This is a genomic window from Pararhodospirillum photometricum DSM 122 (assembly GCF_000284415.1).
GTDB classification, from domain to species: Bacteria; Pseudomonadota; Alphaproteobacteria; order Rhodospirillales; family Rhodospirillaceae; genus Pararhodospirillum; species Pararhodospirillum photometricum.
On record NC_017059.1, the window covers coordinates 300,106 to 322,069 of the forward strand.

General features: G+C 65.0%; 19 protein-coding genes. 15 read left to right on the forward strand and 4 right to left on the reverse strand.

The features are described from left to right. Positions 1 to 14: 14 nt before the first annotated feature. Genes RSPPHO_RS01300 through siaD form a run of 3 tightly spaced genes read left to right on the forward strand, consistent with a single transcriptional unit; the run spans position 15 to position 1,809 of the window. The gene (locus tag RSPPHO_RS01300) at positions 15 to 680 is read left to right on the forward strand and encodes a SiaB family protein kinase (protein WP_014413481.1); all 666 of its coding nucleotides are present in this window, start codon (positions 15 to 17) and stop codon (positions 678 to 680) included. Next, positions 638 to 1,024, forward strand: coding sequence for a biofilm regulation phosphoprotein SiaC (gene siaC, locus RSPPHO_RS01305; RefSeq protein ID WP_014413482.1), 387 nt, complete (start codon positions 638 to 640; stop codon positions 1,022 to 1,024). The genes RSPPHO_RS01300 and siaC overlap by 43 nt, the downstream gene beginning before the upstream one ends. Beyond that, positions 1,021 to 1,809, forward strand: coding sequence for a biofilm regulation diguanylate cyclase SiaD (gene siaD / locus RSPPHO_RS01310; RefSeq protein WP_014413483.1), 789 nt, complete (start codon positions 1,021 to 1,023; stop codon positions 1,807 to 1,809). Before siaC ends, siaD begins: the two co-directional genes overlap by 4 nt. Before the next feature lie 150 nt (positions 1,810 to 1,959). Here siaD and ubiG read toward each other — a convergent pair whose 3' ends face one another. Beyond that, the gene (gene ubiG, locus RSPPHO_RS01315) at positions 1,960 to 2,703 is read right to left on the reverse strand and encodes a bifunctional 2-polyprenyl-6-hydroxyphenol methylase/3-demethylubiquinol 3-O-methyltransferase UbiG (RefSeq protein WP_041793673.1); all 744 of its coding nucleotides are present in this window, start codon (positions 2,701 to 2,703) and stop codon (positions 1,960 to 1,962) included. Positions 2,704 to 2,982: 279 nt separating this feature from the next. Here ubiG and RSPPHO_RS01320 point away from each other — a divergent pair, with 279 nt between their 5' ends. The 6 genes from RSPPHO_RS01320 (at position 2,983) to RSPPHO_RS22110 (ending at position 11,299) form a co-directional block, all read left to right on the forward strand. Further along, positions 2,983 to 4,203: an aspartate kinase gene (locus RSPPHO_RS01320; protein WP_014413485.1), complete on the forward strand. Its 1,221-nt coding sequence runs from the start codon at positions 2,983 to 2,985 to the stop codon at positions 4,201 to 4,203. Positions 4,204 to 4,231: 28 nt separating this feature from the next. After that, positions 4,232 to 5,320 carry an NAD(P)H-dependent flavin oxidoreductase gene (locus tag RSPPHO_RS01325; RefSeq protein ID WP_051013544.1) on the forward strand — a complete coding sequence of 363 codons (1,089 nt, stop codon included), beginning with the start codon at positions 4,232 to 4,234 and terminating at the stop codon, positions 5,318 to 5,320. Positions 5,321 to 5,347: 27 nt separating this feature from the next. Then, positions 5,348 to 7,615 carry a phosphoenolpyruvate--protein phosphotransferase gene (ptsP, locus tag RSPPHO_RS01330; protein ID WP_014413487.1) on the forward strand — a complete coding sequence of 756 codons (2,268 nt, stop codon included), beginning with the start codon at positions 5,348 to 5,350 and terminating at the stop codon, positions 7,613 to 7,615. A gap of 305 nt (positions 7,616 to 7,920) precedes the next feature. Then, a complete protein-coding gene (locus RSPPHO_RS01335) occupies positions 7,921 to 9,243 on the forward strand; it encodes a globin-coupled sensor protein (protein ID WP_041793674.1) in 1,323 nt (440 codons plus the stop codon). A gap of 367 nt (positions 9,244 to 9,610) precedes the next feature. Further along, complete coding sequence (locus RSPPHO_RS22105; protein ID WP_041793675.1) at positions 9,611 to 9,892, forward strand: cache domain-containing protein; 282 nt, start codon at positions 9,611 to 9,613, stop codon at positions 9,890 to 9,892. A gap of 12 nt (positions 9,893 to 9,904) precedes the next feature. Continuing rightward, positions 9,905 to 11,299 (forward strand): methyl-accepting chemotaxis protein, encoded by a 1,395-nt coding sequence (locus RSPPHO_RS22110; RefSeq protein WP_014413491.1) that lies wholly within the window; start codon positions 9,905 to 9,907, stop codon positions 11,297 to 11,299. 47 nt (positions 11,300 to 11,346) lie between these two features. Here RSPPHO_RS22110 and RSPPHO_RS01350 read toward each other — a convergent pair whose 3' ends face one another. Continuing rightward, positions 11,347 to 12,372 carry an NAD(P)/FAD-dependent oxidoreductase gene (locus RSPPHO_RS01350; protein WP_041793676.1) on the reverse strand — a complete coding sequence of 342 codons (1,026 nt, stop codon included), beginning with the start codon at positions 12,370 to 12,372 and terminating at the stop codon, positions 11,347 to 11,349. Between the two features lie 250 nt (positions 12,373 to 12,622). Here RSPPHO_RS01350 and tsaE point away from each other — a divergent pair, with 250 nt between their 5' ends. From tsaE to RSPPHO_RS01370, 5 genes are read left to right on the forward strand one after another with little or no spacing between them, the layout of a single operon-like run. Continuing rightward, the gene (tsaE, locus tag RSPPHO_RS01355; protein ID WP_014413493.1) at positions 12,623 to 13,105 is read left to right on the forward strand and encodes a tRNA (adenosine(37)-N6)-threonylcarbamoyltransferase complex ATPase subunit type 1 TsaE; all 483 of its coding nucleotides are present in this window, start codon (positions 12,623 to 12,625) and stop codon (positions 13,103 to 13,105) included. 1 nt (position 13,106) lies between these two features. Then, a complete protein-coding gene (locus tag RSPPHO_RS01360; protein WP_014413494.1) occupies positions 13,107 to 14,129 on the forward strand; it encodes an aminoglycoside phosphotransferase family protein in 1,023 nt (340 codons plus the stop codon). A 10-nt stretch (positions 14,130 to 14,139) separates the two neighbouring features. Then, complete coding sequence (locus RSPPHO_RS01365) at positions 14,140 to 14,892, forward strand: nucleotidyltransferase family protein (protein ID WP_041793677.1); 753 nt, start codon at positions 14,140 to 14,142, stop codon at positions 14,890 to 14,892. A 58-nt stretch (positions 14,893 to 14,950) separates the two neighbouring features. Continuing rightward, positions 14,951 to 16,024: a PD-(D/E)XK nuclease family protein gene (locus RSPPHO_RS17350; RefSeq protein WP_051013545.1), complete on the forward strand. Its 1,074-nt coding sequence runs from the start codon at positions 14,951 to 14,953 to the stop codon at positions 16,022 to 16,024. After that, on the forward strand, positions 15,982 to 16,701 hold the full coding sequence (locus tag RSPPHO_RS01370; RefSeq protein WP_157879038.1) for a tetratricopeptide repeat protein: 720 nt from the start codon (positions 15,982 to 15,984) through the stop codon (positions 16,699 to 16,701). Before RSPPHO_RS17350 ends, RSPPHO_RS01370 begins: the two co-directional genes overlap by 43 nt. A gap of 59 nt (positions 16,702 to 16,760) precedes the next feature. Here RSPPHO_RS01370 and RSPPHO_RS01375 read toward each other — a convergent pair whose 3' ends face one another. Then, positions 16,761 to 17,798: a LacI family DNA-binding transcriptional regulator gene (locus RSPPHO_RS01375; protein ID WP_014413497.1), complete on the reverse strand. Its 1,038-nt coding sequence runs from the start codon at positions 17,796 to 17,798 to the stop codon at positions 16,761 to 16,763. 196 nt (positions 17,799 to 17,994) lie between these two features. Beyond that, entirely contained in the window at positions 17,995 to 20,940 is a 2,946-nt protein-coding gene (locus RSPPHO_RS18575) for an ATP-binding cassette domain-containing protein (protein WP_081581615.1), read from the reverse strand. 196 nt (positions 20,941 to 21,136) lie between these two features. Between RSPPHO_RS18575 and RSPPHO_RS01385 the strand changes: the two genes are divergently transcribed. Beyond that, a complete protein-coding gene (locus RSPPHO_RS01385) occupies positions 21,137 to 21,910 on the forward strand; it encodes a formylglycine-generating enzyme family protein (protein ID WP_157879039.1) in 774 nt (257 codons plus the stop codon). Positions 21,911 to 21,964 lie beyond the last annotated feature (54 nt).

Below are 21,964 nucleotides of genomic sequence, written 5' to 3' on the forward strand. Positions count from 1 at the left end.
CGGAGAATCCCCTGATGATCGACCAGCCCCCCTTGCGGGACCCCACCCTCGCCCTGGCGCCGGATATTTACGCCCTGCGCGAAATCTTCAACCGCGAACGCATCATGCTGTGTTTTAACGGGCCGGTCACCGCCGCGTTGATCGAAGAGATCGGGGCGGCCTTGCGCCGGCACATGGAAGGACTGGCCGAATCAAGCTCGGCGGTTTCCGATGTCTTTTCCGTCTATATTGAAATGACCCAAAATATCCGCCGCTACGTGCAAGACCATCCCGATCTGGCGCTGGAAACGGCGAGCTTGTTTGTCTCGCGCGATGATACCGGACACTATGTCATCAGCGCTGGCAACGTGGTTGCCCTCCCTGATGGCGAAGCCCTTGTCCAGCGTATCAACGCGCTGGCCCCCCTGACCAAGGAAGAGCTGAAGCGCTCCTTCAAAGCCCAGTTGCGCCAGCCCCGGGAGACTCTCAACGGAAGTGCTGGCCTTGGCCTGATCGACATGGCCCGCAAGGCAACCCAGCCTTTGCTCGCTGCGTTGCGGCCGTTGGAAAAGGACCGGTCCTTTTTTCCCTGCGTGTTGTCCTGTAGGGTGTCCCTTGGGGGGAGGCGAGCCCCTCTTTTTCTGGTACAAGGTCATTCATGGAAACACTTGAGATCGCCCAAACCAAAGCCAGCCCCTTGATCCGGGCCGACTGGGAGACCGGGACCATCACCATGTGCGGTGATTCCTATCCCGAAAATTCTTTTGAATTTTTTCAACCTCTTATCGACTGGGTCGAGGCCTTTTTGGCCCACGACTCCCGTCCGTTGCTCCTGGAGCTGGAGCTTCTCTACCTCAACACCAGCTCGATCAGGACCTTGATGGACATCCTTGACCAGTTGGAGGAGGCGTCGCGTCAGGGGCGCTTGGTGCGAGCCCGCTGGCTTTATGACGCCGCCAACGAACGGGTCGGCGAGTTGGCCCAGGAGTTCAAGGAAGATTGCACCTTCCCCTTTGATATTGTGACCAAGGCCGAGGCATCGTGAAAGAGGCCCTGGATCTGCGCGTGACCACAGCCTTGGCGGCGGCTCACCCCGACCCGGAGGATCTGCGCGGCTTGCTGCAAGAGCTTTTTGACCGTTACCAGACACAACAACGCCTTCTTGACCGCCTCACCCATATATCGGACCGCTACCAAAACGCAGAACGCGACCGTGGCCAGACCTACGCCGAAAACTACCAGCGCAAGGTGCGCCAAATTGAAAAAATTGTGCGCATCAGCGACCATTATCAGGCGATGCTCAGGTCCTTGAACGAGCATCTCCACACGATCTCCACCCATGACGAACTGACCGGCCTGCCCAATCGCCGCTACATGCGCGACCGTCTGGCACAGGAGATGGCCTATGCCGAGCGCCATCAAAGCGTGTTCAGCCTCGCCCTGGCCGACATTGATCGGTTTAAGACTATCAACGACACCTGGGGGCATTCGATGGGCGACCAAGTGCTCGCTCATACCGCGGCGCTGCTTCAGTCGGAAATTCGGGAGTATGACGTATGCTCGCGCTGGGGCGGGGAGGAGTTCTTGCTGCTGTTTCCCTCGTGCCCGCTCGCCGAGGCGCTACTCCTGGCCGAGCGGTTGCGCGAGAGCGTTGCGGTCCCCGCGACCCCAAGCGACCTCCCCGGGGTGACGGTAAGCGTGGGCCTGACGGAAGTTCGACCCGGCGACAGCCTGGATGATGCCCTCAAACGGGCCGATACGGCCCTGTACAAGGCCAAAGACCAAGGGCGCAACCGGGTGATCACGCTCTCGGGCAGGGGGCTTGCCTAAAAATAGGGAAGGCTGGGGAGGCGGGCCGTCCCCACGACCCGGGGGGCGGGAGGGCCAATTAATAAAAAGAAAGCGGAGGTCTGGAGGCGTCAGCCTCCAGGCGGGGTCCGGGGCGGCAGCCCCGCATCACCGAAGCAGGCCCCCCCGCCCTTACGGCCGTACCGCGAACAGCAGGTAGTTCATGCTGACATCGGTGGTTTTGCTCCATTCCCCGGAGAGGGGATTGAAGGTCATGCCGGCGAGGTCACGGGTTTCGACGCCGGCGCGGCGCAGGCCATCGGAGAACTCGCTAGGTTTCAGGAACTTGCGCCAGTCGTGGGTTCCGCGCGGCAGCCAGCGCAGAACGTATTCGGCGCCGAACTTGGCGAGGGCCAGGGCCTTGACGGTGCGGTTCAAGGTGGCGCCGACCAGGGCACCGCCGGGGCGCAGCAAGGCACCGACCGACTGGAAGAACAGGTCAAGGTCGGCGACGTGTTCGACCACTTCCATGATCAAGACGGCATCGAAGGTAGCGCCCTCGGCCGCCAGATCTTCCGGGGTGGCGACGCGGTAGGTCACGGGCACGCCGGAGCGCTGGGCGTGGTTGCTGGCCGTGCCGACATTGCGCTCGGCGGCGTCGATGCCGACCACCTCGAATCCGAGGCGGGCCAGGGGCTCGCACAGCAGGCCGCCGCCGCAGCCCACATCAAGCAGGCGCAAGCCCTCGAAGGGACGCTCGACGTCGAGGGATCGGCCGAAGTGCTGGGCCATGTGATCGCGGATGAAGGCGATGCGCACGGGATTGAACTTGTGCAACGGCTTGAACTTGCCTTCGGGATCCCACCAGGCGTCGGCCATGGCGCTGAACTTGGCCAGTTCCGCCGGCAAGGCGGTGCTGGGACTCGTGGTCGTCATCGGGGTCTCTCCCATTGCCGTTGACCGGGCCTCGCCGCCTGGAGAGGTCCGCCTTAAGCCAGTGATACGGCCGCCCTGCCCGGCTGGACCGCCCCGGCCCGGCCTTTGTGCGGCCCCGAAGGATGGGGGGCCGTATCCCCGCTTGCGGGGGGCGACGCGCTGCTTTACTACACGGCGCGGAACCGGGGAGCAACCGGACGCGACACGCTCACCAAACCCACGCTCACCAAACACCGTATCCCCAACCATCGGGACCGAGAATAAGGAAGGCGCTACGCCATGGCGCGCATCGTCATGAAATTCGGCGGAACGTCGGTCGGCGACATCGACCGCATCCGCAACGTCGCCCGGCGCGTCAAGGCCGAGGTGGACGCCGGCAACGAGGTGGCCGTGGTGGTCTCGGCCATGTCGGGCGAAACCAACCGCCTCGTCGGCTTTTGCGACGCTATCGCCGAACTGTACGATACCCGCGAATACGACGCCGTGGTCTCCACCGGCGAGCAGGTGACCGTGGGCCTCCTGGCCATGGCGCTGCAAACCCTGGGGGTGGACGCGCGCTCGTGGACGGGGTGGCAGATCCCCATTCACACCGACGACGCCCACGGCAAGGCGCGGATCCTTTCCATCGACACCTCGGTGGTGAGCCAGCGCCTCGCCCAAGGTCAGGTGGCGGTGGTGGCGGGCTTTCAGGGCTTGGGGACCGACAACCGCATCACCACCTTGGGCCGGGGCGGCTCGGACACCTCGGCGGTGGCGCTGGCCGCCGCCCTGAAGGCCGATCGCTGCGACATCTACACCGACGTGGATGGGGTTTATACCACCGATCCGCGCATCGTGGCCAAGGCGCGCAAGCTCCATCGCATCACCTACGAGGAAATGCTGGAACAGGCCTCCCTGGGCGCCAAGGTCTTGCAGACCCGCTCGGTCGAGATGGCCATGAAGCATCGGGTGCGGGTCCAGGTGCTCTCGAGTTTTAAGGATCTTCCGGGAACCTTGGTGTGTGACGAGGACGAAATCGTGGAAAAAGAACTGGTGAGCGGCATTGCCTACAGCCGCGACGAGGCCAAGGTCACCCTGATGGCGGTCGCCGATCGCCCGGGCATCGCGGCCCGGATCTTCGGCCCCCTGGCCGAGGGCAACATCAACGTCGATATGATCGTTCAGAACATCTCGGCCGACGGTCAGTCCACCGACGTGACCTTCACGCTGCCGCGCGGCGACCTTGCCCGGGCTCTCAAATTGCTTGAAGATCATCGCGAGTCCATCAACTATCAGAAGGTGATCGCCGACAAGGCGGTGGTGAAGGTGTCGGTGATCGGCGTGGGCATGCGCAGCCATGCCGGTGTCGCTCAGACCATGTTCGCCGCCTTGTCGGAGAAGGGCATCAACATTCAGGTGATCTCGACCAGCGAGATCAAGGTCTCGGTCCTGATCGCCGAGGAATACATGGAACTGGCGGTGCGGGCGCTCCATACCGCCTATGGTCTGGACGCGGCCTGAAACCGCGACGTCAGAGCGGAGACTCCCCATGAAGGACGCCACCGAACAGCTCCCCGACGAGGGGTTGGCCCAGGCTTGGGCGCGTACACGTCTTAACGAGTTGTGGGCGCGCGGGCGCGCCTTCCTGGGGACCGAGGTCGCCGTCTTGGGTGGCGCCATGTCGTGGATCTCGGAACGCCATCTGGTCGCGGCTCTGAGCCAAGCCGGTGGCTTTGGCGTGCTGGCCGCCGGCTCCATGCCGCCGGCCCTCCTCGACGCCGAGATCAAGGCGACCCGCGCCCTCCTTGAGGAAGGCGGCGGCCAGAAGCCGTTCGGGGTGAACCTGATCACCATGCACCCCGAGCTTGATACCTTGATCGATGTCTGCCTCGCCAATCAGGTGTCGCACGTTGTCCTGGCCGGAGGCCTGCCCTCAGCGGCGGCGATCCGGCGGGTCAAGGAGGGCGGTGCGCGCTGCGTGTGCTTTGCCCCGGCCCTGGCGCTGGCGCGCAAGCTGGTGCGCTCGGGCGCCGATGCCCTGGTGATCGAGGGCACGGAAGCCGGCGGCCACATCGGCCCCGTCTCCACCACCGTGCTGGCCCAGGAGATCCTGCCCGAGGTCCATGATGTGCCGGTGTTCGTGGCCGGCGGCATTGGGCGGGGCGAGTCTATTGTGTCCTTCCTGGAGATGGGCGCGGCCGGGGTCCAGTTGGGCACCCGCTTTGTTTGCGCCACCGAGTGCATTGCGCATCCCAACTTCAAAAAGGTCTTTCTGCGCGCCAGCGCCCGCGATGCCCAGCCCACCCCCCAGGTGGACCCGCGCTTCCCGGTGATTCCGGTGCGCGCCTTGGTCAACAAGGGAACGCAGGCCTTCGTCGAGATGCAGCGCCAGGTGGTGAACCGCTTCCAGGCGGGCGAAATCGACCAAAAGACTGGTCAACTCGAGATCGAACACTTCTGGGCCGGTGCCTTGCGCCGTGCCGTGATTGAGGGCGACATCGAGACCGGATCCCTCATGGCCGGCCAAAGCGTGGGACTTGTCACCCGCGAACAGCCGGTCGCCGACATCATCGAGGAACTGTGCGAACAGGCGGTGAACACCTTGGCCCGGCGCGTCCCCCCGCCGCTTTCCTTCTAATCACCCCCGAGAGGGGAGCTTGACGCCATGACGCTGCGCGATCCGAACGCGCGCCGTTTGCTGGGGCGCCTGCGCGACGTCATGGCCGGCGGCGGCAGTGCCCAAGACCGCCTGGACCGGGTGACCATCCTTATCGCCGAGGCGATGGGGACGGACGTTTGCTCGTGCTATGTCCAGCGGGCCGGCGAGGTTCTGGAGCTTTTTGCCACCTGCGGCCTAACCCAGACCGCGGTTCACCATACCCGCTTGCGGGTGGGCGAGGGCCTGATCGGCGAGATCGCCGCGCTGGCCCGCCCCTTGCGCGTGGCCGATGCCTGGGCGCACCCGGCCTTTGCCTACCGCCCGGAAACGGGAGAGGAGGTCTTCAAATCCCTGATGGGCGTGCCCTTGGTGCGCGGCGGACGGGTCATTGGCGTGCTGGCGGTCCAGAACCGGGAAACCCGCGACTACCAGGACATCGAACAAGAGGCGCTGGAAACCGTTGCCATGGTCCTGGCCGAGCTTTTGGCCGGCTCGGGGCTGATCCCGCGCGACGAGGTGGGGCCGGCCGTGGGCAACGCCGTGCTGCCGCTGCGCCTTGAAGGCACCATTTTGAATCCCGGCATCGGCCTGGGCACCGCCGTCTATCACCAGCCCGAGGTCCATGTCACCAAGCTGCTGGGCGACGACCCGGAGAGCGAACTGGCGCGCCTGCGCGCCGCCATGACCGAAATGCGCGAGAGCCTGGACAGCATGCTGGCGGCCAGCGCCAAAGGACCCAGCGAAGCCCGGGAACTCCTGGAAACCTTCCGCATGTTCGCCGACGATGCGGGATGGATCAGCCGGATTTCCGAGCATGTCCGCGCCGGCCTCTCGGCCGAGGCTGCCGTGCGCAAGGTGGACGACGAGATGCGCCTGCGGCTGTCGCAGGTCTCGGACCCCTATATCCGCGAACGCCTGCACGACCTGGAGGACTTGGCGAATCGCCTGTTGCGCCACCTGACCGGCGAGCGCGGCACGGCGGCCAAAAGCGACCTGCCCGAGCACGTGATCCTGATTTGCCGCACCTTGGGCCCGGCTGAACTCCTGGACTACGATCCCGCGCGGCTACGCGGCGTGATCTTGGAGGAAGGCAGCCCGGCCATGCACGCGGTGATCGTGGCCAAGGCCCTGGATATCCCGGTCATTGGCCGCCTGCCCGGGGTGTTCCAGCGCATCGCGCCCTTGGATCCGGTGGTGGTCGATGCCGAGCATGGGCAGGTGTTCGTGCGCCCGGGCGAGGACGTGCGCGAGGCGGTGCTCTCGGGCGTGCTCGAACGTAACCAGCGCCGCGAGTTGTATCACCGCCTGCGCGACCTGCCGGCCGAGACCCGCGACGGCCAGCGCATCTCGCTGCGCATCAACGCCGGCTTGATGATGGACATGGAGAACCTAGCCGAAACCGGCGCCGACGGGGTGGGCTTGTACCGCACCGAGATCCCGTTCATGGCGAGACCCAGCCTCCCCTCGGTCGAGAGCCAAACCCACCTGTATCGCCGGGTCCTGGAACTGGCCGGCGACAAGCCCGTGGTCTTTCGCACCCTTGATGTCGGCGGCGACAAGCTGCTGCCTTATTGGCAGAGCCAGCCCGAGGACAACCCGGCGCTGGGCTGGCGCTCGGCTCGCATCACCCTCGACCGCCCGGCCATCTTGCGTCAGCAGTTGCGCTCTTTGTTGCGGGCCTCGGCGGGACGCGAGTTGCGGGTGATGTTCCCCATGATCGCCACCGTGGGCGAGTTCCGGCTGGCGCGGCACATCCTCGACCTGGAACTGGCGCGCGAGGCCGCCCACGGAACCCCGGCCCCCGAGCGCCTGCTGGTCGGCACCATGCTGGAGGTCCCGTCGCTGGTCTGGCAATTGCCGGCCCTGGTCCGCGAGCGCCTCGACTTTGTGTCGATCGGCTCCAACGACCTGCTTCAGTTCACCTTTGCGGCCGACCGGGGCAATCCCCGGGTGGCCGGACGCTACGACCCCTTGTCGCCGCCGGTGTTGTCCATGCTGCGCCGGGTGGTGGAGATCTGCGATGACGCTCAGGTTCCCTTGTCCCTGTGTGGGGAGATGGCCTCGCGGCCGCTGGATGCCGCCGTTTTGATCGCGCTGGGGTTCAGAACCTTGTCGGTCTCGGCGCCCAGTGTGGGCCGGGTCAAACAGGCGCTGCGCTCGGTGGATCTGGGGGTGTTGCGGCCGTATGTTCTCTCACTTTTAGACCTGCCGCACACCTCGGTGCGCGATCGTCTCAATAACTTTGGCCGGGATATTCGGCTGGCGCTCGACTGACGGGACGTGTTCGGCCCTGGATGTTTTTGCAAGAGAAAGGCTGGGGAGGCTGGGCTTCCCCAGACCCCTCGATTCCTGAGGGAAAAAATCCTTTTGCCTGCTGCACCTTAAGAGCTATCTCTATCGTAAAAATCACTTTTTACTAATTCCTTTTCCTTTTTACGTTCTCTTCTCTCACTCCCATAACATTCATCAGTTACTCTTCCCGTTTTACAGGGGTCTATTCAATTTGGCGCGGGAGTGATAGAATATTTCTTGTAATGATGGTGTAAAAATTCATCACTGCCGTGCAGGGAGGGACCGGAATGGCTCTGAGCAATGTGAAACGTCTTCAGGCCATGCGCATTGACGAGGAAACACGAACCCTCTTGCGCGAGCTTCGGCCGCTCGTCGAACCCCATATTGAAGGAATCATCGACACCGCGTTCGATGAAATCATGCGACACGAGGAAGTACGCCAAGCTTACCGTGACGTGAACATCGCCGAGGCCAAAAAGAAACAGATCAATCATTGGATCAATGTCATTTTTGGCGCCAAGTTTACCGATGATGATTTTAACGACTCGATCGAGATGGGACGAGCCCGACAGCGAATGGGGCTTGACCTGATGTGGTATTTTGTTTTTTGGGGATTTGTTCTTTCCGAACTGAACCGGCGAATTCTCCCCCAGTATCGCAAAAACCCGGAACGTCAGGCCAAGGTGGCAGCCACCATGACCCGGGTTGTGATGTTCGACCTGGAAGTCTTCAACGCAGTCTATATTGACTCCGCCAATTCGGCAGCCGCCGCCCATCTCAGCCGGGAAGCCCAGGGCTTTGAAGCGCAGGTCTCCGGGGTGGTTCGCCGGCTCAGTGACTCGGTTCAGGATCTGCAACACACCGCCCAAACCCTGAAGGACGCCGCCCAGGAAAATGTGGGCCGCTCCATCGACGCCTTGGGCGCCGTGGACGAGGCCGGCAACAGCGCCCAAACTGTCGCCGCCGCCACCGAGGAACTCGCGGCCTCGATCCAGGAAATCGGCCGGCAGGTCGCCCAATCCACCGACATGACCCAAGACGCGGTCGGCGAAGCTGAACGGGCCAACACCATGGTCCTCGGTCTCGTGGACACCGCCAACCGCATTGGGGCGGTCTTGAAGCTGATCAACAGCATTGCCAGCCAAACCAACCTGCTCGCCCTCAACGCCACCATTGAGGCCGCCCGGGCCGGCGAAGCGGGCAAGGGCTTTGCCGTGGTCGCCGGAGAGGTCAAAAACCTCGCCAACCAAACCGCCAAAGCCACCGATGAAATCTCCAGCCAGATCGCGGCGGTCCAAACCGCCACCCGAGACGCGGTCGCGGCAATTCAAGGCATCGGGGCGACCATCCAGCGCGTTAGCAGCATCGCCACGACCATTGCCGGGGCCGTTGAGGAACAGCGCGCGGCGACCCAGGAGATTGCGCGAACCGTGCAAAGCGTCGCCCATAGCACCACCAACGCAACCAACAGCATGAAAGCGGTCTCCCGACTGACGGAAAACACCGAGGGAGCGGCCGACGCGGTGAAGAACAAAATTGATGGCGTCACCAACGACACAACCACCCTCAGAAACGAAATCGAGCGCTTCTTGAGCACGATTCGCCGCTAACAGGCTGGGGAAAAGCTCAATCCTTCGGACGGTCCCCAGGAAACCAGGGGCCTGGGGGGCCGAGCCTCTCCAAGCTTCTCTTTTCCTTGCTAGGCCGACGAGAAAACAGCGCTCAAAACCCCTAAAACGACTTCTACGAGACTATTGCACCCGACAAAATCCCCTCGTAAGATCCCGATACTTTTAAGGATAAGCTCTGGTCGCGACATGGGGTCCGCTTGGCGACGGTTGTGCTCGCCCCGACCAGCTTGCCCCCTGAACGGCAGCCCGGCGTTACCGGCCTTGGCGTGACAGCCAAGGCGCTGCTCGCTTGGAGCGCGACCGCCGAACCAACGAAGCATCGGGATCAGCAGAGGGATGTCGCGTGATGGGGTTCTTGGATAAGATCACGATCAAGACCAAGTTTACAATTATTCTTGTTCTATCGGTATTCTCGCTCCTCATTACCGGGGCCACCAGCGCCTCTCTCCTGCGCGATCAGATGGTCGAGGAACGCATCGATAAGGTCAAAGATGTGGTGGCCACGATGATCAGTCAGGCGGAACGCCTGGACGCCGAGGTCGCCCAGGGCCAGCGCACGCGTCAGGACGCCCAGACCCTGGTGCTCGACACCCTAAACCGCGCGAAGTACGACGACGGAACGGGGTAGTGTGATCGACCCATGAGCGACACGGGCGTGTGGCTGGCCAATGCCGTAGCCCCCGAGAAGGTTGGGAGCAGCGTGGCAAGCCTGCGGGATGCAACGGGCCAGCCCTTGGGGGAAAAGCTGCTGGCCCTGGGCCGGCTGGGGGAAGGGACGCTGGCGTACACCTATCACAAGCCGGGATCAGACACCCCGCAGCCAAAAATCAGTTACGTTCAACGCTTTGCTCCCTGGGGGATAATTTTTATATCGGGCGTCTATCGGGACGATCTGGACCAGTCATTTTTCAAGATTCTGGGCATTATGTCAGCCCTGTCATTTGGCGTTATTCTCATGACAGGCTCTCTTCTTCTTATCCTTAGCCGAGGCATCACGCGCCCTCTTGAGTCCTTGAAAGAAAAGATGGTACGCCTTGCGCATAATGAGTGGTCTGTCACCTTGGAAGAAGCGGAGCGCCGCGACGAAATCGGCGCTATGGGACGCGCGCTCCAAGTGTTTCGCGACATGGGCATGGAACGCGAACGCCTCGCCGCCGCCGAGGCCGAGGCCTGCGCCACCCGGGAAGCCCGGGCCCGCACTTTGGAATCCCTGGCCACCGACTTTGATCGCTCGGTTTCGGTGGTCCTGACCACCGTCTCTTCGGCCGCCGGGCAACTGGAGTTTACCGCCCAGGGCATGTCGGCCAACGCCGACCAGACCAACAAACAGGCGTCCACGGTGTGCGGGGCCATCGACTGCGCGGCGAGCAGCGTGCAGACCGCAGCCACCGCCGCCGAAGAGCTAGCCACGTCGATTCAGGAAATCAGCCGTCAAATCGAACTCTCGACCCGCCTTGCCCAAGGGGCCAGCGCCGAAGCCAACCGCACCAACCAGACGGTGAAAGGATTGGCCGAAAGCTCGGGACGCATCAGCGAGGTGATCCGGCTGATCAACGATATCGCCTCCCAAACCAACCTGCTCGCCCTCAACGCCACCATCGAGGCGGCTCGGGCCGGGGACGCAGGCAAGGGCTTTGCCGTGGTGGCTGGCGAGGTCAAGACGCTGGCCAGTCAGACCGGACGGGCCACCGAGGAAATCAGCACACAGATCACGGCGGTCCAGAAGGCCTCGGAGGAGGCGGTCATGGCGATCGCCGATATTGTTGGCCGGATTGAGGACATCAACGAAATCGCCGCCGCCATTGCCGCCGCCATGGAACAGCATTCCGCCGCCACCGCCGAAATCGCCCGGAACGTGCAGCAAGCGGCGTCGGTCACGGGTGTTGTCACCGACAATATCGGCGATGTCAGTCAGGCCGCCGGTGAAACCGGACAAGCCGCCAACGAAGTTTTGCAAGCCGCCCGCCAACTGACCGGACAGGCCCACGACCTCAAAAGCGTGGTGGACCACTTCCTGACCCGGGTCCGCGCCTAAAAAGAAAGGAGGGGTCTGGGGAGGCCCGCCTCCCCAGCCTTTTCTTTTTAAAGCCTCGGCACCCCCGAAGTCGTGGAGTGCTCGAAGTGCAGAGCCTCCCCTGGACGGCAGTCGGCAAACGCATTGTGCGCAGCAGTTGCAGCCTCGGCAAAGCCCATCAAGATCAGCTTGCGCTTGCCGGGATAGGTCGCCACGTCGCCGATGGCATAGACCCCGGGCAAGCGGGTCTGACAGGTTTCCTGCGTCACCGGCACGGCAAAGCGCTCGATGCCCAGCCCCCACTCGGCCATGGCCCCAAGATCGGTGGCCAGCCCAAAGAAGGCGAGGAGCACCTGAGCCTCCAGCCGCTTTTCCTGGTCGTCGAGGTCGGCAACCACCACCGCCTCCAGCCGGCCCTCGGCGCCTTCCAGGGCCTTGAGCTGATAGGGAATGACGAGGTCAAGACGCCCTTCGGCGGCCAGGGCCTCCAGCCGGGCGGCGCTTTCCGGGGCACAGCGGAACTTGGGCCGACGATGCACGACCATGACGCGCTCGGCCACTTCGCTCAACGACAAGGCCCAGTCCACGGCCGAATCGCCGCCCCCGGCGATGACCACGCGCTGCCCCCGGAACGCCTCGCGCCGCGACACCGAGTAAAACACGCTGGTGCCCTCAAACGCCTCAAGGTGAGCCAGCGGTGGCCGGTTGGGGCCAAACGCCCCGGCGCCGGCGGCCACGATCACCGCCGCCGCCTCCAGCACCAAGCCCTTGTTGGTGGTGACCCGCCACAGGGCCGGCGTCCCTTCCAGGCGCTCCAGACCGGTCACAAGCTGGGAGAAGTGATAGGTGGGGGCAAAGGGCTGGGCCTGATCCAGCAAGCGCTCGATCAACTCCCCTGCCGGGATCGCCGCAAAGCCGGGAATGTCGTAAATCGGCTTTTCTGGATACAGCGCCGTCAACTGGCCACCGGGGCCGTCCAAGGCATCGACCACATGGCAGCGCAGCCGCAGCATGCCGCACTGAAACACGGCCGAGAGCCCCACCGGGCCCGCGCCGATCACCACCACGTCGGTACGCAAGGGGGAGGAGGTCATGGAAGGGCTTCCCTTTTGAGAATAAAGCGCTGGTGTACGAAAGCCCGCCGCCCGGCGCAAGCGCGCTGCCGGGGCCGAAAAGGAAGTCTGGGGAGGCTCGCCTCCCCAGACCCCACATTGACGCTGGTGCTCCGAGCGAGGCCATGCCCCAGGATCGGAGGGGTCTGGGGAGGCGAGCCTCCCCAGACTTCCCTCTTTCATACGTCCCCTGCTTGCCAGACGGCAGCGGCCCGGATACTCTGGTGCGATCATGAGTCACTTCACCTTGAGCCTTCCCCTGAAGGACGCCGATGCCACCGTTCGCCTGGGCGCCGTTCTGGCGGGGCTGGCGCGAGCCGGCGATGTTCTGGCACTCTGGGGCGACCTGGGCGCCGGCAAATCCACCCTGGCGCGCGGCGCGGTGCGGGCCTTGACCCGGCCGGACGAAGACGTGCCCAGCCCGACCTTTACCTTGGTGCAAACCTACGAGCCCAGCGATCCCGAACGGCCGCCGATCTGGCACTTCGACCTCTACCGCCTGGACGACCCGGAAGATGCCCTGGCCCTCGCCATCGACGATGCCTTTGCCGATGCCTTCAGTCTGATCGAATGGCCTGAACGGCTGGGGACATGGCTGCCTGCCCGTCGCCTGGATATCCGGCTCACGCCAGAGGGCAACGAGCGTCTGGCGGCGTTGGAGTTTGGCGATGACTGGGCCCGGCGTCTGATGCCGGCTTTTACGGATTTCTTCTGACATGACGTTGTGTTCCGACCGGGCGGCCGCCCGCCAGACCCTGTTGACCCGGGCCGGCTGGGGGGATGCCTTGGCGCGTCCGCTGGCCGGAGACGCCAGCTTCCGCCGCTACGAGCGCCTAACCCTGGCCTCGGGCGACACGGCGGTGTTGATGGATGCGCCACCGCCCCACGAGGACACCCGGCCCTTCGTGTCCGTGGCCGAGCATTTGACCGCCCTGGGCTACTCGGCACCGCGCATTTTGGCTGCTGATATCGAGACCGGCTTTTTGCTGCTGGAGGACCTGGGCGACGCCACCTACACGCGGCTGCTGGCGGCCGGCGCGCCGGAAGAGCCCTTGTATACCCTGGCCGTGGACACCCTGGCCGACCTCCACGCCCGCTTCGATACCCCTGCGTCAGGGCTCGCCCCTTACGACGCGTCCCGCCTGCGGGCCGAGGCACGGCTGTTCGTCGAGTGGACCTTGCCCGCCCTCGGCCGGCCGGTCTCGCCCGCGGCCAGCGCGGCCTTCGATGCCCTGTGGCCCGATCTTGCCACCGTGGCCCGCGCGGTGCCGGCAACCTTGGTGCTGCGCGATTTTCACGTGGACAACCTGCTGCGTCTGGAGCGTCCGGGCGTGCGGGCCTGTGGGCTGTTGGACTTTCAAGACGCCTTGTGGGGGCCGGTGACCTACGATCTCATGAGCCTTCTGGAGGATGCCCGTCGCGACATCGCCCCGGATCTCCTTCAAAAGCTACGGGCGCGTTATCTGGCGGCCCATCCCGAGTTGGACCCGCAGGCCTTCTTGGCCAGTTGGGCGGTGTTGGCGGCGCAGCGCCATTTGAAAGTCCTTGGTATTTTCACCCGCCTTGACCGGCGCGATGGCAAACCCACCTATTTGAGTCACATGCCGCGCTTGTGGCGCCTGCTCGACGCAGCCCTGGCGCATCCCGTCCTGGCCCCTCTGGCGTCCTGGCTGGAGCGGCATGGGGCCCCGGCGGGAGAGCGCGACGTGGCCCCCCAGTCCCCCCATCCGGCCGCTTGAGGATGTTTGCATGAGCGTTGTTCCCTCTGCTGCCCCGTTGTCGCGCGCCATGGTTCTTGCTGCCGGATTGGGGTCGCGCCTGCGTCCGTTGACCGATAGCGTGCCCAAGCCCCTGGTGCGGGTCCAGGGCAAGCCACTCATCGACTGGGCCCTGGATCGCCTGCATGAAGCGGGCGTGGAAGATGTGGTTGTCAACCTCCACCACCTCCCTGACCTGCTGCGCTGCCATCTTTCGCGCCGCCAAAGCCCGCGCATCGTCTTTTCCGACGAAACCGACCAGCGCCTGGAAACCGGCGGCGGCGTGCGCCGCGCCCTGCCCTTGCTGGGCGACCAGCCGTTTTTCGTGGTCAACAGTGACGTGATCTGGCTCAACGGCGCCCAGCCGACCTTGCGCCTGCTGGCCGAGGCCTGGAACCCCGAGACCATGGATGCCTTGTTGCTGCTCCATCCCCAGGCCAGCGCCCATGGCTACGAGGGCCAGGGCGATTTTACCATGGACCCCGTGGGCCGGCTTGAACGCCGCCAGCCCGGCCTCCTGGCTCCTTTTATCTTTGCCGGCGTGCAGATCTTGCATCCAAGGCTGTTCGAGAATGCCCCCGAGGGAGCCTTCTCCCTCAACGTCTTGTATGATCGGGCCTTGTCGGAGGGCCGGCTGGGCGCCATTGCCCACGATGGCAAATGGTTCCACGTCGGCACCCCGCAGGCGTTGAAGGACACCGACCAGATGCTGGCGGCCTGCGCGGCGGCGTTGACCCCGCACTGATCGGCAGCCCTGCGGCCCGACCAGTGGCGTCCCTGCTCTCACCTCAGGAACGCCCCCCATGCCGGTCGCCTCGATCCCCGCCAGCCAGCCTTTTCTCGATACCCTTGCCGCCGGGCTGGCGGCCCTGGGCGAGCAGGACGCGGATCCCCTGGCCCTTCCCCGGGTGACCGTGCTGTTGCCCACCCGACGCTCGTGTCGCGCCTTGCGGGAGGCTTTGCTCAGGGCGCGGGCCGGGCGGGCGGCCTTGTTGCCGCGCATTGTCCCCTTGGGCGACCTGGACGAGGAGGACGGCCCCGGCCTGGACACGCTGGCCCTGCCGTCGCCCCTGCCCGCCCTGACCCGGCAACTGATGCTAACACGCCTGATTCTGGCGCGCGGCGAGGACATGACGCCGGCCCAGGCAACGCGCCTTGCCGTGGATCTGGCCCGGCTTTTGGATCAGGCCCACACCGAGGAAATCGACATCGCCGCCATCGCTGCCCTCCCGGTCAAGGAGGAACTGGCCCACCATTGGCAGGTGACGCTCGATTTCCTGGGCCTGCTGATCGATGTCTGGCCCCCGCTGCTGCAAGAGTGGGGCGCCGTGGATCCCGCCTTGCATCGTTCGCTGGGGCTCAAGGCCCAGGCCCAGGCGTGGCGCGAGCGGCCGCCGGCCGGGCGGATCATCGCGGCGGGATCCACGGGCTCGATCCCGGCGGCGGCCGACGTGCTTAAGGTGGTGGCCGATCTGCCGCACGGGCTGGTCATCCTGCCGGGGCTCGACACCAGCCTGGACGACGCCAGTTGGGAGGCCCTGGAGGACACCCATCCCCAGGCGGCCCTCAAGCGCCTTTTGGACCGCTTCGGCCTGACCCGCGCCCAGGTCGGGTCGTGTGAGGCGTTTCTCCCACCCCTCGTCCCCCCCACCCCCCTGTCGCCGGCCCAAGACGCGCGGGCGCGGTTGGTAACGCTGGCCCTGCGCCCGGCCGCCACCACCGAAGCGTGGCGACATCTGGGCGAGAGCGGGGACACGCTGTGTTCTTGTCGGTGCTGGCCCTTGACGCCACCGAGCCACGGGCGCGCTTTTTCCTGGGCTTGGAGCGCTTGCAGATGGGCGACGCCAAGGGCGCCCTGGCCATCTGGCGTCATCTGAAAGCCGACACCCCGGCCGATGCGCCCTGGGCGGCCATGCTCGACGAACAGATCAGTGTGGTGGCCAAAAACGCCGGGGTTGACGTGGAAACCATCGCGCCGCAGTCAGCGCTGGCCTTCCCGGCCGAGAGCTGGACCCCGGCCAAGGACGCGCCGGCCGCGATGCCGGCCCCGGCGATGGCCAGCCCGGAAGCGGGCGGCCTGGGGAGCCTGCGCACCGACATCGGCGAAACCGAGCGCGCCTCGATCGAAGCGATGGTGGGGGGGCTCAAGAAAAAGCTGGAGACCAGCCCCGACGACTTCGACACCTGGATGATGCTGGCCCGCAGCCAGCGCGTCTTGCAAAAGCACGCCGACGCCGTCGAGTCCTATGGCAAGGCCCTCGGCCTGCGCCCGGGGGACATGGAAGCGCGACGTGGCATGGCGTTTGCGCTGATTGCCGAGTCCCAGGCTAAGGGCGAGAGCGAGCCGCCGGAAGCGCTGTACATGGTCATGGCGTCGATTTTGCGCGACAGCCCCGAGGACCAGGAGGCGTTGTTCTTTGTTGGTCTCCAGGCGGCCAACAAGGGCGATGGCGCCAAGGCCCGCGAGTTGTGGTCGCGGTTGCTGTTGCAGTTGCCCAAGGAGTCCTCGCTGGCCGGACAGATCCGGGCTCGGATGGAGGCGTTGCCGAAGTAAGGGCTGCGAGAGAGGAAAAGGCTGGGGAGGCGAGGCCTCCCCAGACCCCTCCCTTCCTTTTAGGCGGACTCGCGCATGATGAGTTTGGTTTCCAGCAAGGTAAGGGGGGCGGGAGGCCGCGGGGATAGCGAGCGCTGGCTGTCGCCAATGGCTTCAAGCAGCAGATCCAGGCAACTGCGCGCCAGTTGAGAGTAGTCCTGGGCCACCGTGGTGAGCGGCGGACAGGTGTAGCGGCTCAAGGGGTGGTCGTCGTGGGCCGCCACCCGCACGTCGTCTTCGGGCCGCCGCCCAATGCGCAAGCCCCGTTGGAACGCCGCCGCCATCACACCAAAGGCCAAGCGATCGTTGGCACACAAAATGGTGCGGGTAGGAAAGCCGCCGGCGTCCAGTTGGCGGCAGGTTTCCTCAAAGCCCACCTGCTCGAAATCCCAGGCGTGGGAGGCAACCGGAATCACCCGGGGCTCCTGGCCCAGCCGGCGCATGGCCATCACGTAGGCCTCGCGGCGCCCGGCGGCGTTGGAATTGAGCGGCGGCATTTCCAGGAAGCAGGGCTGTTCGCCGGTTCGGCAGAGGTACTCCACCATCAGGGAAATGCTTTGGATGTTGTCGGTGCCCACGAAGGGCAAGGCATCGCCGATCCGGGAATCGAGAAAGACCAAGGGCATGGTCCGGCCCAGGCTTTCGATCTGAGCCCGATCCGAGGCTTGACCCAGGGGAGCGATGATGGCGCCTGAGAGTTTGAGGGACAGCGCCGTCTCGATGGCCTTGGCTTCCAGGGTTTGCTCGCCGTGCGAACTGAGGACGATAGCCCAATACCCTTCCCGCAAGCTCAAGATCTCGATCTGGCGCACAATCTCGGCATAGAACGGATCAGTAATGCTGGGGACAATAATGCCGATATTTTTCGACTTTTGCCGGTTCATATTCACGGCAAACATGTTGGGGCGGTAGTCGAATTCACTCAGCGCCCGCTCAATCTTTTCTCGGGTCGAATGCCGGACCGAGGCTGGATCGTTAAAATACTTGGAGAGGGTTGGGCGAGAGATGCCCGTCGCCAGGGCGAAGTCCTCCATGTTACGGATTTTTTTGTTGGTCATGGCAGAGGTCCCGAAAGATTCGATGGAATCACGGGGCGGATGTTAACATGCCTGTTAAGAAAAAAGCGTGCTCAATTTTTCCGGGCGTATACTTTTCTACAAGGGGCGCGACCCCTGCCCCAGGAATCAAGGGGTCCAAGAAGGCCCCGCCTCCCTAGGCTTTCTCTTTCTTTCCCCTGAAAGCCCCACCGCCCGGTCAGGACGCAAAGCACTCGGTATTCCGGCCGGCCGCCTTGGCCGCATACAAGGCGCGATCGGCGGCGCGGCGCAGGTCGGCGGCCGAGAGGCCGTCCTTGGGATAAAGGGCAACGCCCAGGCTGGCCGAAACCCGGGCCTCCCCCTCGCTCAGAAAAAACGGTTGATCCACAGCCAAGCGGACCCGTCGGGCCACCTCATCAACCCGATCAAAGCGATCAAGATCGGTCAGGATCACGGCAAACTCGTCGCCCCCCAGACGCGCCACGGTGTCGGTCCCGCGCACGCAGCCGACCATGCGCCGAGCGGCCTCGGAGAGCAAGGTATCGCCCGCGGCGTGCCCCAGGGTATCGTTGACGGCCTTGAAGTGATCGAGATCGACATAGATCAAGGCGAACTGCCGGCCGTGACGCTGGGCCGAGGCCAAGGTGACATCAAGGCGGTCATCGAACAATCGGCGATTGGGCAGGTCGGTCAGGGCGTCGTAGGTGGCCTGATGCAAGATGACTTCCTCGGCGGCCTTGCGCCGGGTGATGTCCGTGAAGGTGGCGACGTAGCCCCCGTGGTTCTCCTCGTCTTGGGGCAAGGCGACGATGTGCAGCCACTCGACGAAGATATCGCCGTTCTTGCGCCGGTTCCAGACCTCGCCCTCCCAGCGGCCCGTCTCCCGAAGGGTGGCCCACATCTGGTCGAAAAAGCCCTTGTCGTGCCGGCCCGAGCGTAAAAACAGGGGATCGCGGCCGATCACCTCTTCGGCGCTATAGCCGGTGATGGCGGTGAAGGCAGGGTTGACTCGCACGATGCGATTGTCCACCCCCGTGACAATAATACCCTCGGCGGTATGATCGAACACCGCGCCGGCGATCTGGAGATCGCGCTCGGCCACCAGCTTTTCCGTCACATCGCGGAAGCTGACCACGACCTGGACCGGTCCCTCGCCGCCCCAGGGCCGCACCACCACACTGACATCAACAGAGCGCCGCGTCACACCGTCGCGGTGCAGCAAATGACAGCGATAGGAGATGGGGACAACCTCGCCTCGCAACCGGCGTTCGTGCAACGTCGCCATCCAGCCCCGGTCCTCGGGCGCAATCAGGCCAAAGGGCGGCAGCTCCACCAGTTGGTGCTGGGAGTAGCCGGAAATTTTGCACAAGCGCCCGTTGGCCAGAACGATCTTGCCTTCCTGGACCATCATGATGCCGTCTTGGCTGCTCTCCAGGACAGCCCGGACCCGCGCTTCGCTTTCTTCAACCTCGCGCCGTACGGCCTGAACCTTAGCCACCTCCTCGAGAAGGGCGGCGTTGACGGCGGAAAGCTGCTCGGTACGGGCAGCGATCAGATGATCTTGCAGACGGTAGGCTTCGGTCAGACGCTCCAGGGCACGCCGCTCGTGCCAAGCAACCACCACGCGCCGCCCCTGGATCACCGCCAGTCCGGCCAGGGTCACAATCCCGAAAGTTCCCCCCCCCAACACNCNCGCGCGCGTCGTCGTCGTCGTCGTCGTCGTCGTCGGCCCGTCCAACAAAATGGTCGAGCCGACCACACGGTCGAGAAAGTCACGGTCGTGGCTGACGAGCAAAACCGTCCCCTCGAAGTCAGCCAGCAGGTCCTGGAGCAAATCCAGGGTCTCGACATCAAGATCGTTGGTCGGTTCGTCGAGGATCAGCAGGTTGGATTCTCGGGCCAGGGCTTTGGCCAGCAGCAAGCGATTGCGCTCGCCCCCCGACAAGGCGCCAACGGGGCTTTGGGCCTGCCGGTCCTCGAACAGGAAATCCCGCAAATAGCTGTGAACGTGGCGGGGCTTGCCGAGCACCGAGACCATGTCGCCGCCCATGTCGCACAAGGTGTCCTTGAGCGTGCGGGTGGGATCAAGGGTGGAGCGGTTTTGGTCGAGGTAGGTGGTGGAGAGATTGGTCCCCAGCCGCACCGTGCCGGCATCGGGCGCCAGGGCGCCGGTCAGGATCTTGAGCAAGGTGGACTTGCCCGCACCGTTGGGCCCGACCAGCCCCACCCGGTCGCCGCGCAGGATGCGGGTGGTAAAGCCATTGAGCACCACCCGCTCGCCAAAGCGCTTGCTGACCCCCTCGGCCTCAATGACCAGCCGGCCAGAAACGGTCCCGGTCGCCGCCTTGAGCTTGACCTGACCGGTGACGGCCACCTGATCGGCCCTCTCCTCGCGCAAGGTATACAGGCGGGCTAGGCGCCCTTGGTTGCGCTTGCGCCGCGCCGAGATGCCCTCACGCGACCAGCGGGTTTCCTCGGCGATCAGGCGGTCCATTTTGTGGGCGGCCTGGGCCTCGGTTTCCAGCACGTCGTCGCGCCAGCCCTCGAAGGCGCTGAACCCCTGGTCGAGCCGGCGTACCACGCCCCGGTCCAGCCACAAGGTGGCGGTGGTCAGGCGTGAGAGGAGGGCGCGGTCGTGGGAGATCAGCACCAGGGCGCCCCGATAGGCGGCAAGCCGCTCTTCCAGCCACGCGATGGCCGGGATGTCGAGATGGTTGGTGGGCTCGTCGAGCAGCAGGACCTCGGGCTCGCCGACCAGGGCGCGGGCCAGGGCCGCCCGGCGCACTTCGCCGCCCGACAAGCCCACCAGCGACCGCTCGGGATCGAGCTGCAAGGCCTCCAACACGATATCGGCGCGGTGCACTTCGGTGCGCTCGCCCCCGGGCAGGCCCTGGGCCACGGCGTCGCGCACGCTGGCGAAGGGGCCCAGATCAGGCTCTTGCGGCAGATAGGCCGTGGTGATGCCGGGTTGGATGAAGACCTGTCCGCCATCGGCCATGACCTCGCCGGCCATGACCTTGAGCAGGGTGGATTTGCCGCTGCCGTTGCGTCCAACGAGCGAGAGGCGGGCGAGCGGTTCCACATCGACGTCCACTCCCCGAAACAGGGGACGGCCGCCGAAGCCCAGAACGACATCGCGCAGGGAAAGAAGCGGTGGTGCCATGGCCGCAGACTACCGGCCCCTCTGCCTGCTCGCAAGGGCCGCTGCGGGCGGGAAAAGAGAAGGCCGGGGAGGCGGGCCTCCCCGGACCCCTCTTTCCTTGATGTCCCAGGGACGAAGGGGGCTGGGGAGGTCCGCCTCCCCGGCCTTCTGTGATAAGACTGGACCCCATGCTCCTCGTTCGTCCCAGGCCGCTGCCATGTCTGCTCTTCGCTTCTTGTTGCTGGTCCTTGGACTGGTCGCCGGCACCGCCCAGGCGCAAGCCCCGGCCCCGGTGTTTCGCGATTGTCCGGTGTGCCCGGAGATGATCTCCGTTCCGGCCGGCACCTTCGTGATGGGCGAGGACGGCCCGCGCCCGGAGACCCGCCCGGCCCACCCGGTGACCCTGGATCGCCCCTTTGCCCTGGGCCGCACCGAAGTGACCTTCGACCAGTGGCAGGCCTGCGTGGCCGCCGGCGCCTGCCCCGGCGGCCAGGACGACCACGGCTGGGGGCGCGGATCGCGGCCCATGATCAACGTGACCCACGCCGATGCCCAAGCCTATGCCCGCTGGCTCAGTGCCCTCACCGGCCACGTTTACCGCCTGCCCTTGGAAGCCGAATGGGAATACGCGGCCCGGGCCGGAACCACGACGCCCTGGTGGTTTGGCGACACCCTGAGCCCGGGATGGGTCAACTGCCTGCACTGCGTCACCGAGCCCTGGAAGGACCATGCCAGCGCCCCGGTCGCCAGTTACCCGGCCAACCCTTGGGGGTTTTTTGACATGCACGGCAATGTTTGGGAGTGGGTCGCCGACTGCTGGACCCCGGACCATCAAACGCCGGCGGGGCCGGGTCCTTGCCGTGACGGCACCATCCGCGGGGGGGCGTGGTATCACATCAAGGCTGTGTCGCAGTCGGCGTCGCGTGCCCGAAATCCGCTCCCCGTTTGGAGCTATATTGTTGGATTTCGCGTTTTAAGAGAAATTCCTTGACCAAGAGTAGTCTTCCTGCCACATTCATTTTTCGCTAAAATGCTTGGACCACGA

Bases quoted from the DNA above. Each gene is read 5' to 3' on its own strand.
- RSPPHO_RS01300 (WP_014413481.1), top strand. From the start codon at position 15: ATGATCGACCAGCCCCCCTTGCGGGACCCCACCCTCGCCCTGGCGCCG.
- siaC (WP_014413482.1), top strand. From the start codon at position 638: ATGGAAACACTTGAGATCGCCCAAACCAAAGCCAGCCCCTTGATCCGG.
- ubiG (WP_041793673.1), bottom strand. From the start codon at position 2,703: ATGACGACCACGAGTCCCAGCACCGCCTTGCCGGCGGAACTGGCCAAG.
- RSPPHO_RS01320 (WP_014413485.1), top strand. From the start codon at position 2,983: ATGGCGCGCATCGTCATGAAATTCGGCGGAACGTCGGTCGGCGACATC.
- RSPPHO_RS01325 (WP_051013544.1), top strand. From the start codon at position 4,232: ATGAAGGACGCCACCGAACAGCTCCCCGACGAGGGGTTGGCCCAGGCT.
- ptsP (WP_014413487.1), top strand. From the start codon at position 5,348: ATGACGCTGCGCGATCCGAACGCGCGCCGTTTGCTGGGGCGCCTGCGC.
- RSPPHO_RS01335 (WP_041793674.1), top strand. From the start codon at position 7,921: ATGGCTCTGAGCAATGTGAAACGTCTTCAGGCCATGCGCATTGACGAG.
- RSPPHO_RS22105 (WP_041793675.1), top strand. From the start codon at position 9,611: ATGGGGTTCTTGGATAAGATCACGATCAAGACCAAGTTTACAATTATT.
- RSPPHO_RS22110 (WP_014413491.1), top strand. From the start codon at position 9,905: ATGAGCGACACGGGCGTGTGGCTGGCCAATGCCGTAGCCCCCGAGAAG.
- RSPPHO_RS01350 (WP_041793676.1), bottom strand. From the start codon at position 12,372: ATGACCTCCTCCCCCTTGCGTACCGACGTGGTGGTGATCGGCGCGGGC.
- tsaE (WP_014413493.1), top strand. From the start codon at position 12,623: ATGAGTCACTTCACCTTGAGCCTTCCCCTGAAGGACGCCGATGCCACC.
- RSPPHO_RS01360 (WP_014413494.1), top strand. From the start codon at position 13,107: ATGACGTTGTGTTCCGACCGGGCGGCCGCCCGCCAGACCCTGTTGACC.
- RSPPHO_RS01365 (WP_041793677.1), top strand. From the start codon at position 14,140: ATGAGCGTTGTTCCCTCTGCTGCCCCGTTGTCGCGCGCCATGGTTCTT.
- RSPPHO_RS17350 (WP_051013545.1), top strand. From the start codon at position 14,951: ATGCCGGTCGCCTCGATCCCCGCCAGCCAGCCTTTTCTCGATACCCTT.
- RSPPHO_RS01370 (WP_157879038.1), top strand. From the start codon at position 15,982: ATGGGCGACGCCAAGGGCGCCCTGGCCATCTGGCGTCATCTGAAAGCC.
- RSPPHO_RS01375 (WP_014413497.1), bottom strand. From the start codon at position 17,798: ATGACCAACAAAAAAATCCGTAACATGGAGGACTTCGCCCTGGCGACG.
- RSPPHO_RS01385 (WP_157879039.1), top strand. From the start codon at position 21,137: ATGTCTGCTCTTCGCTTCTTGTTGCTGGTCCTTGGACTGGTCGCCGGC.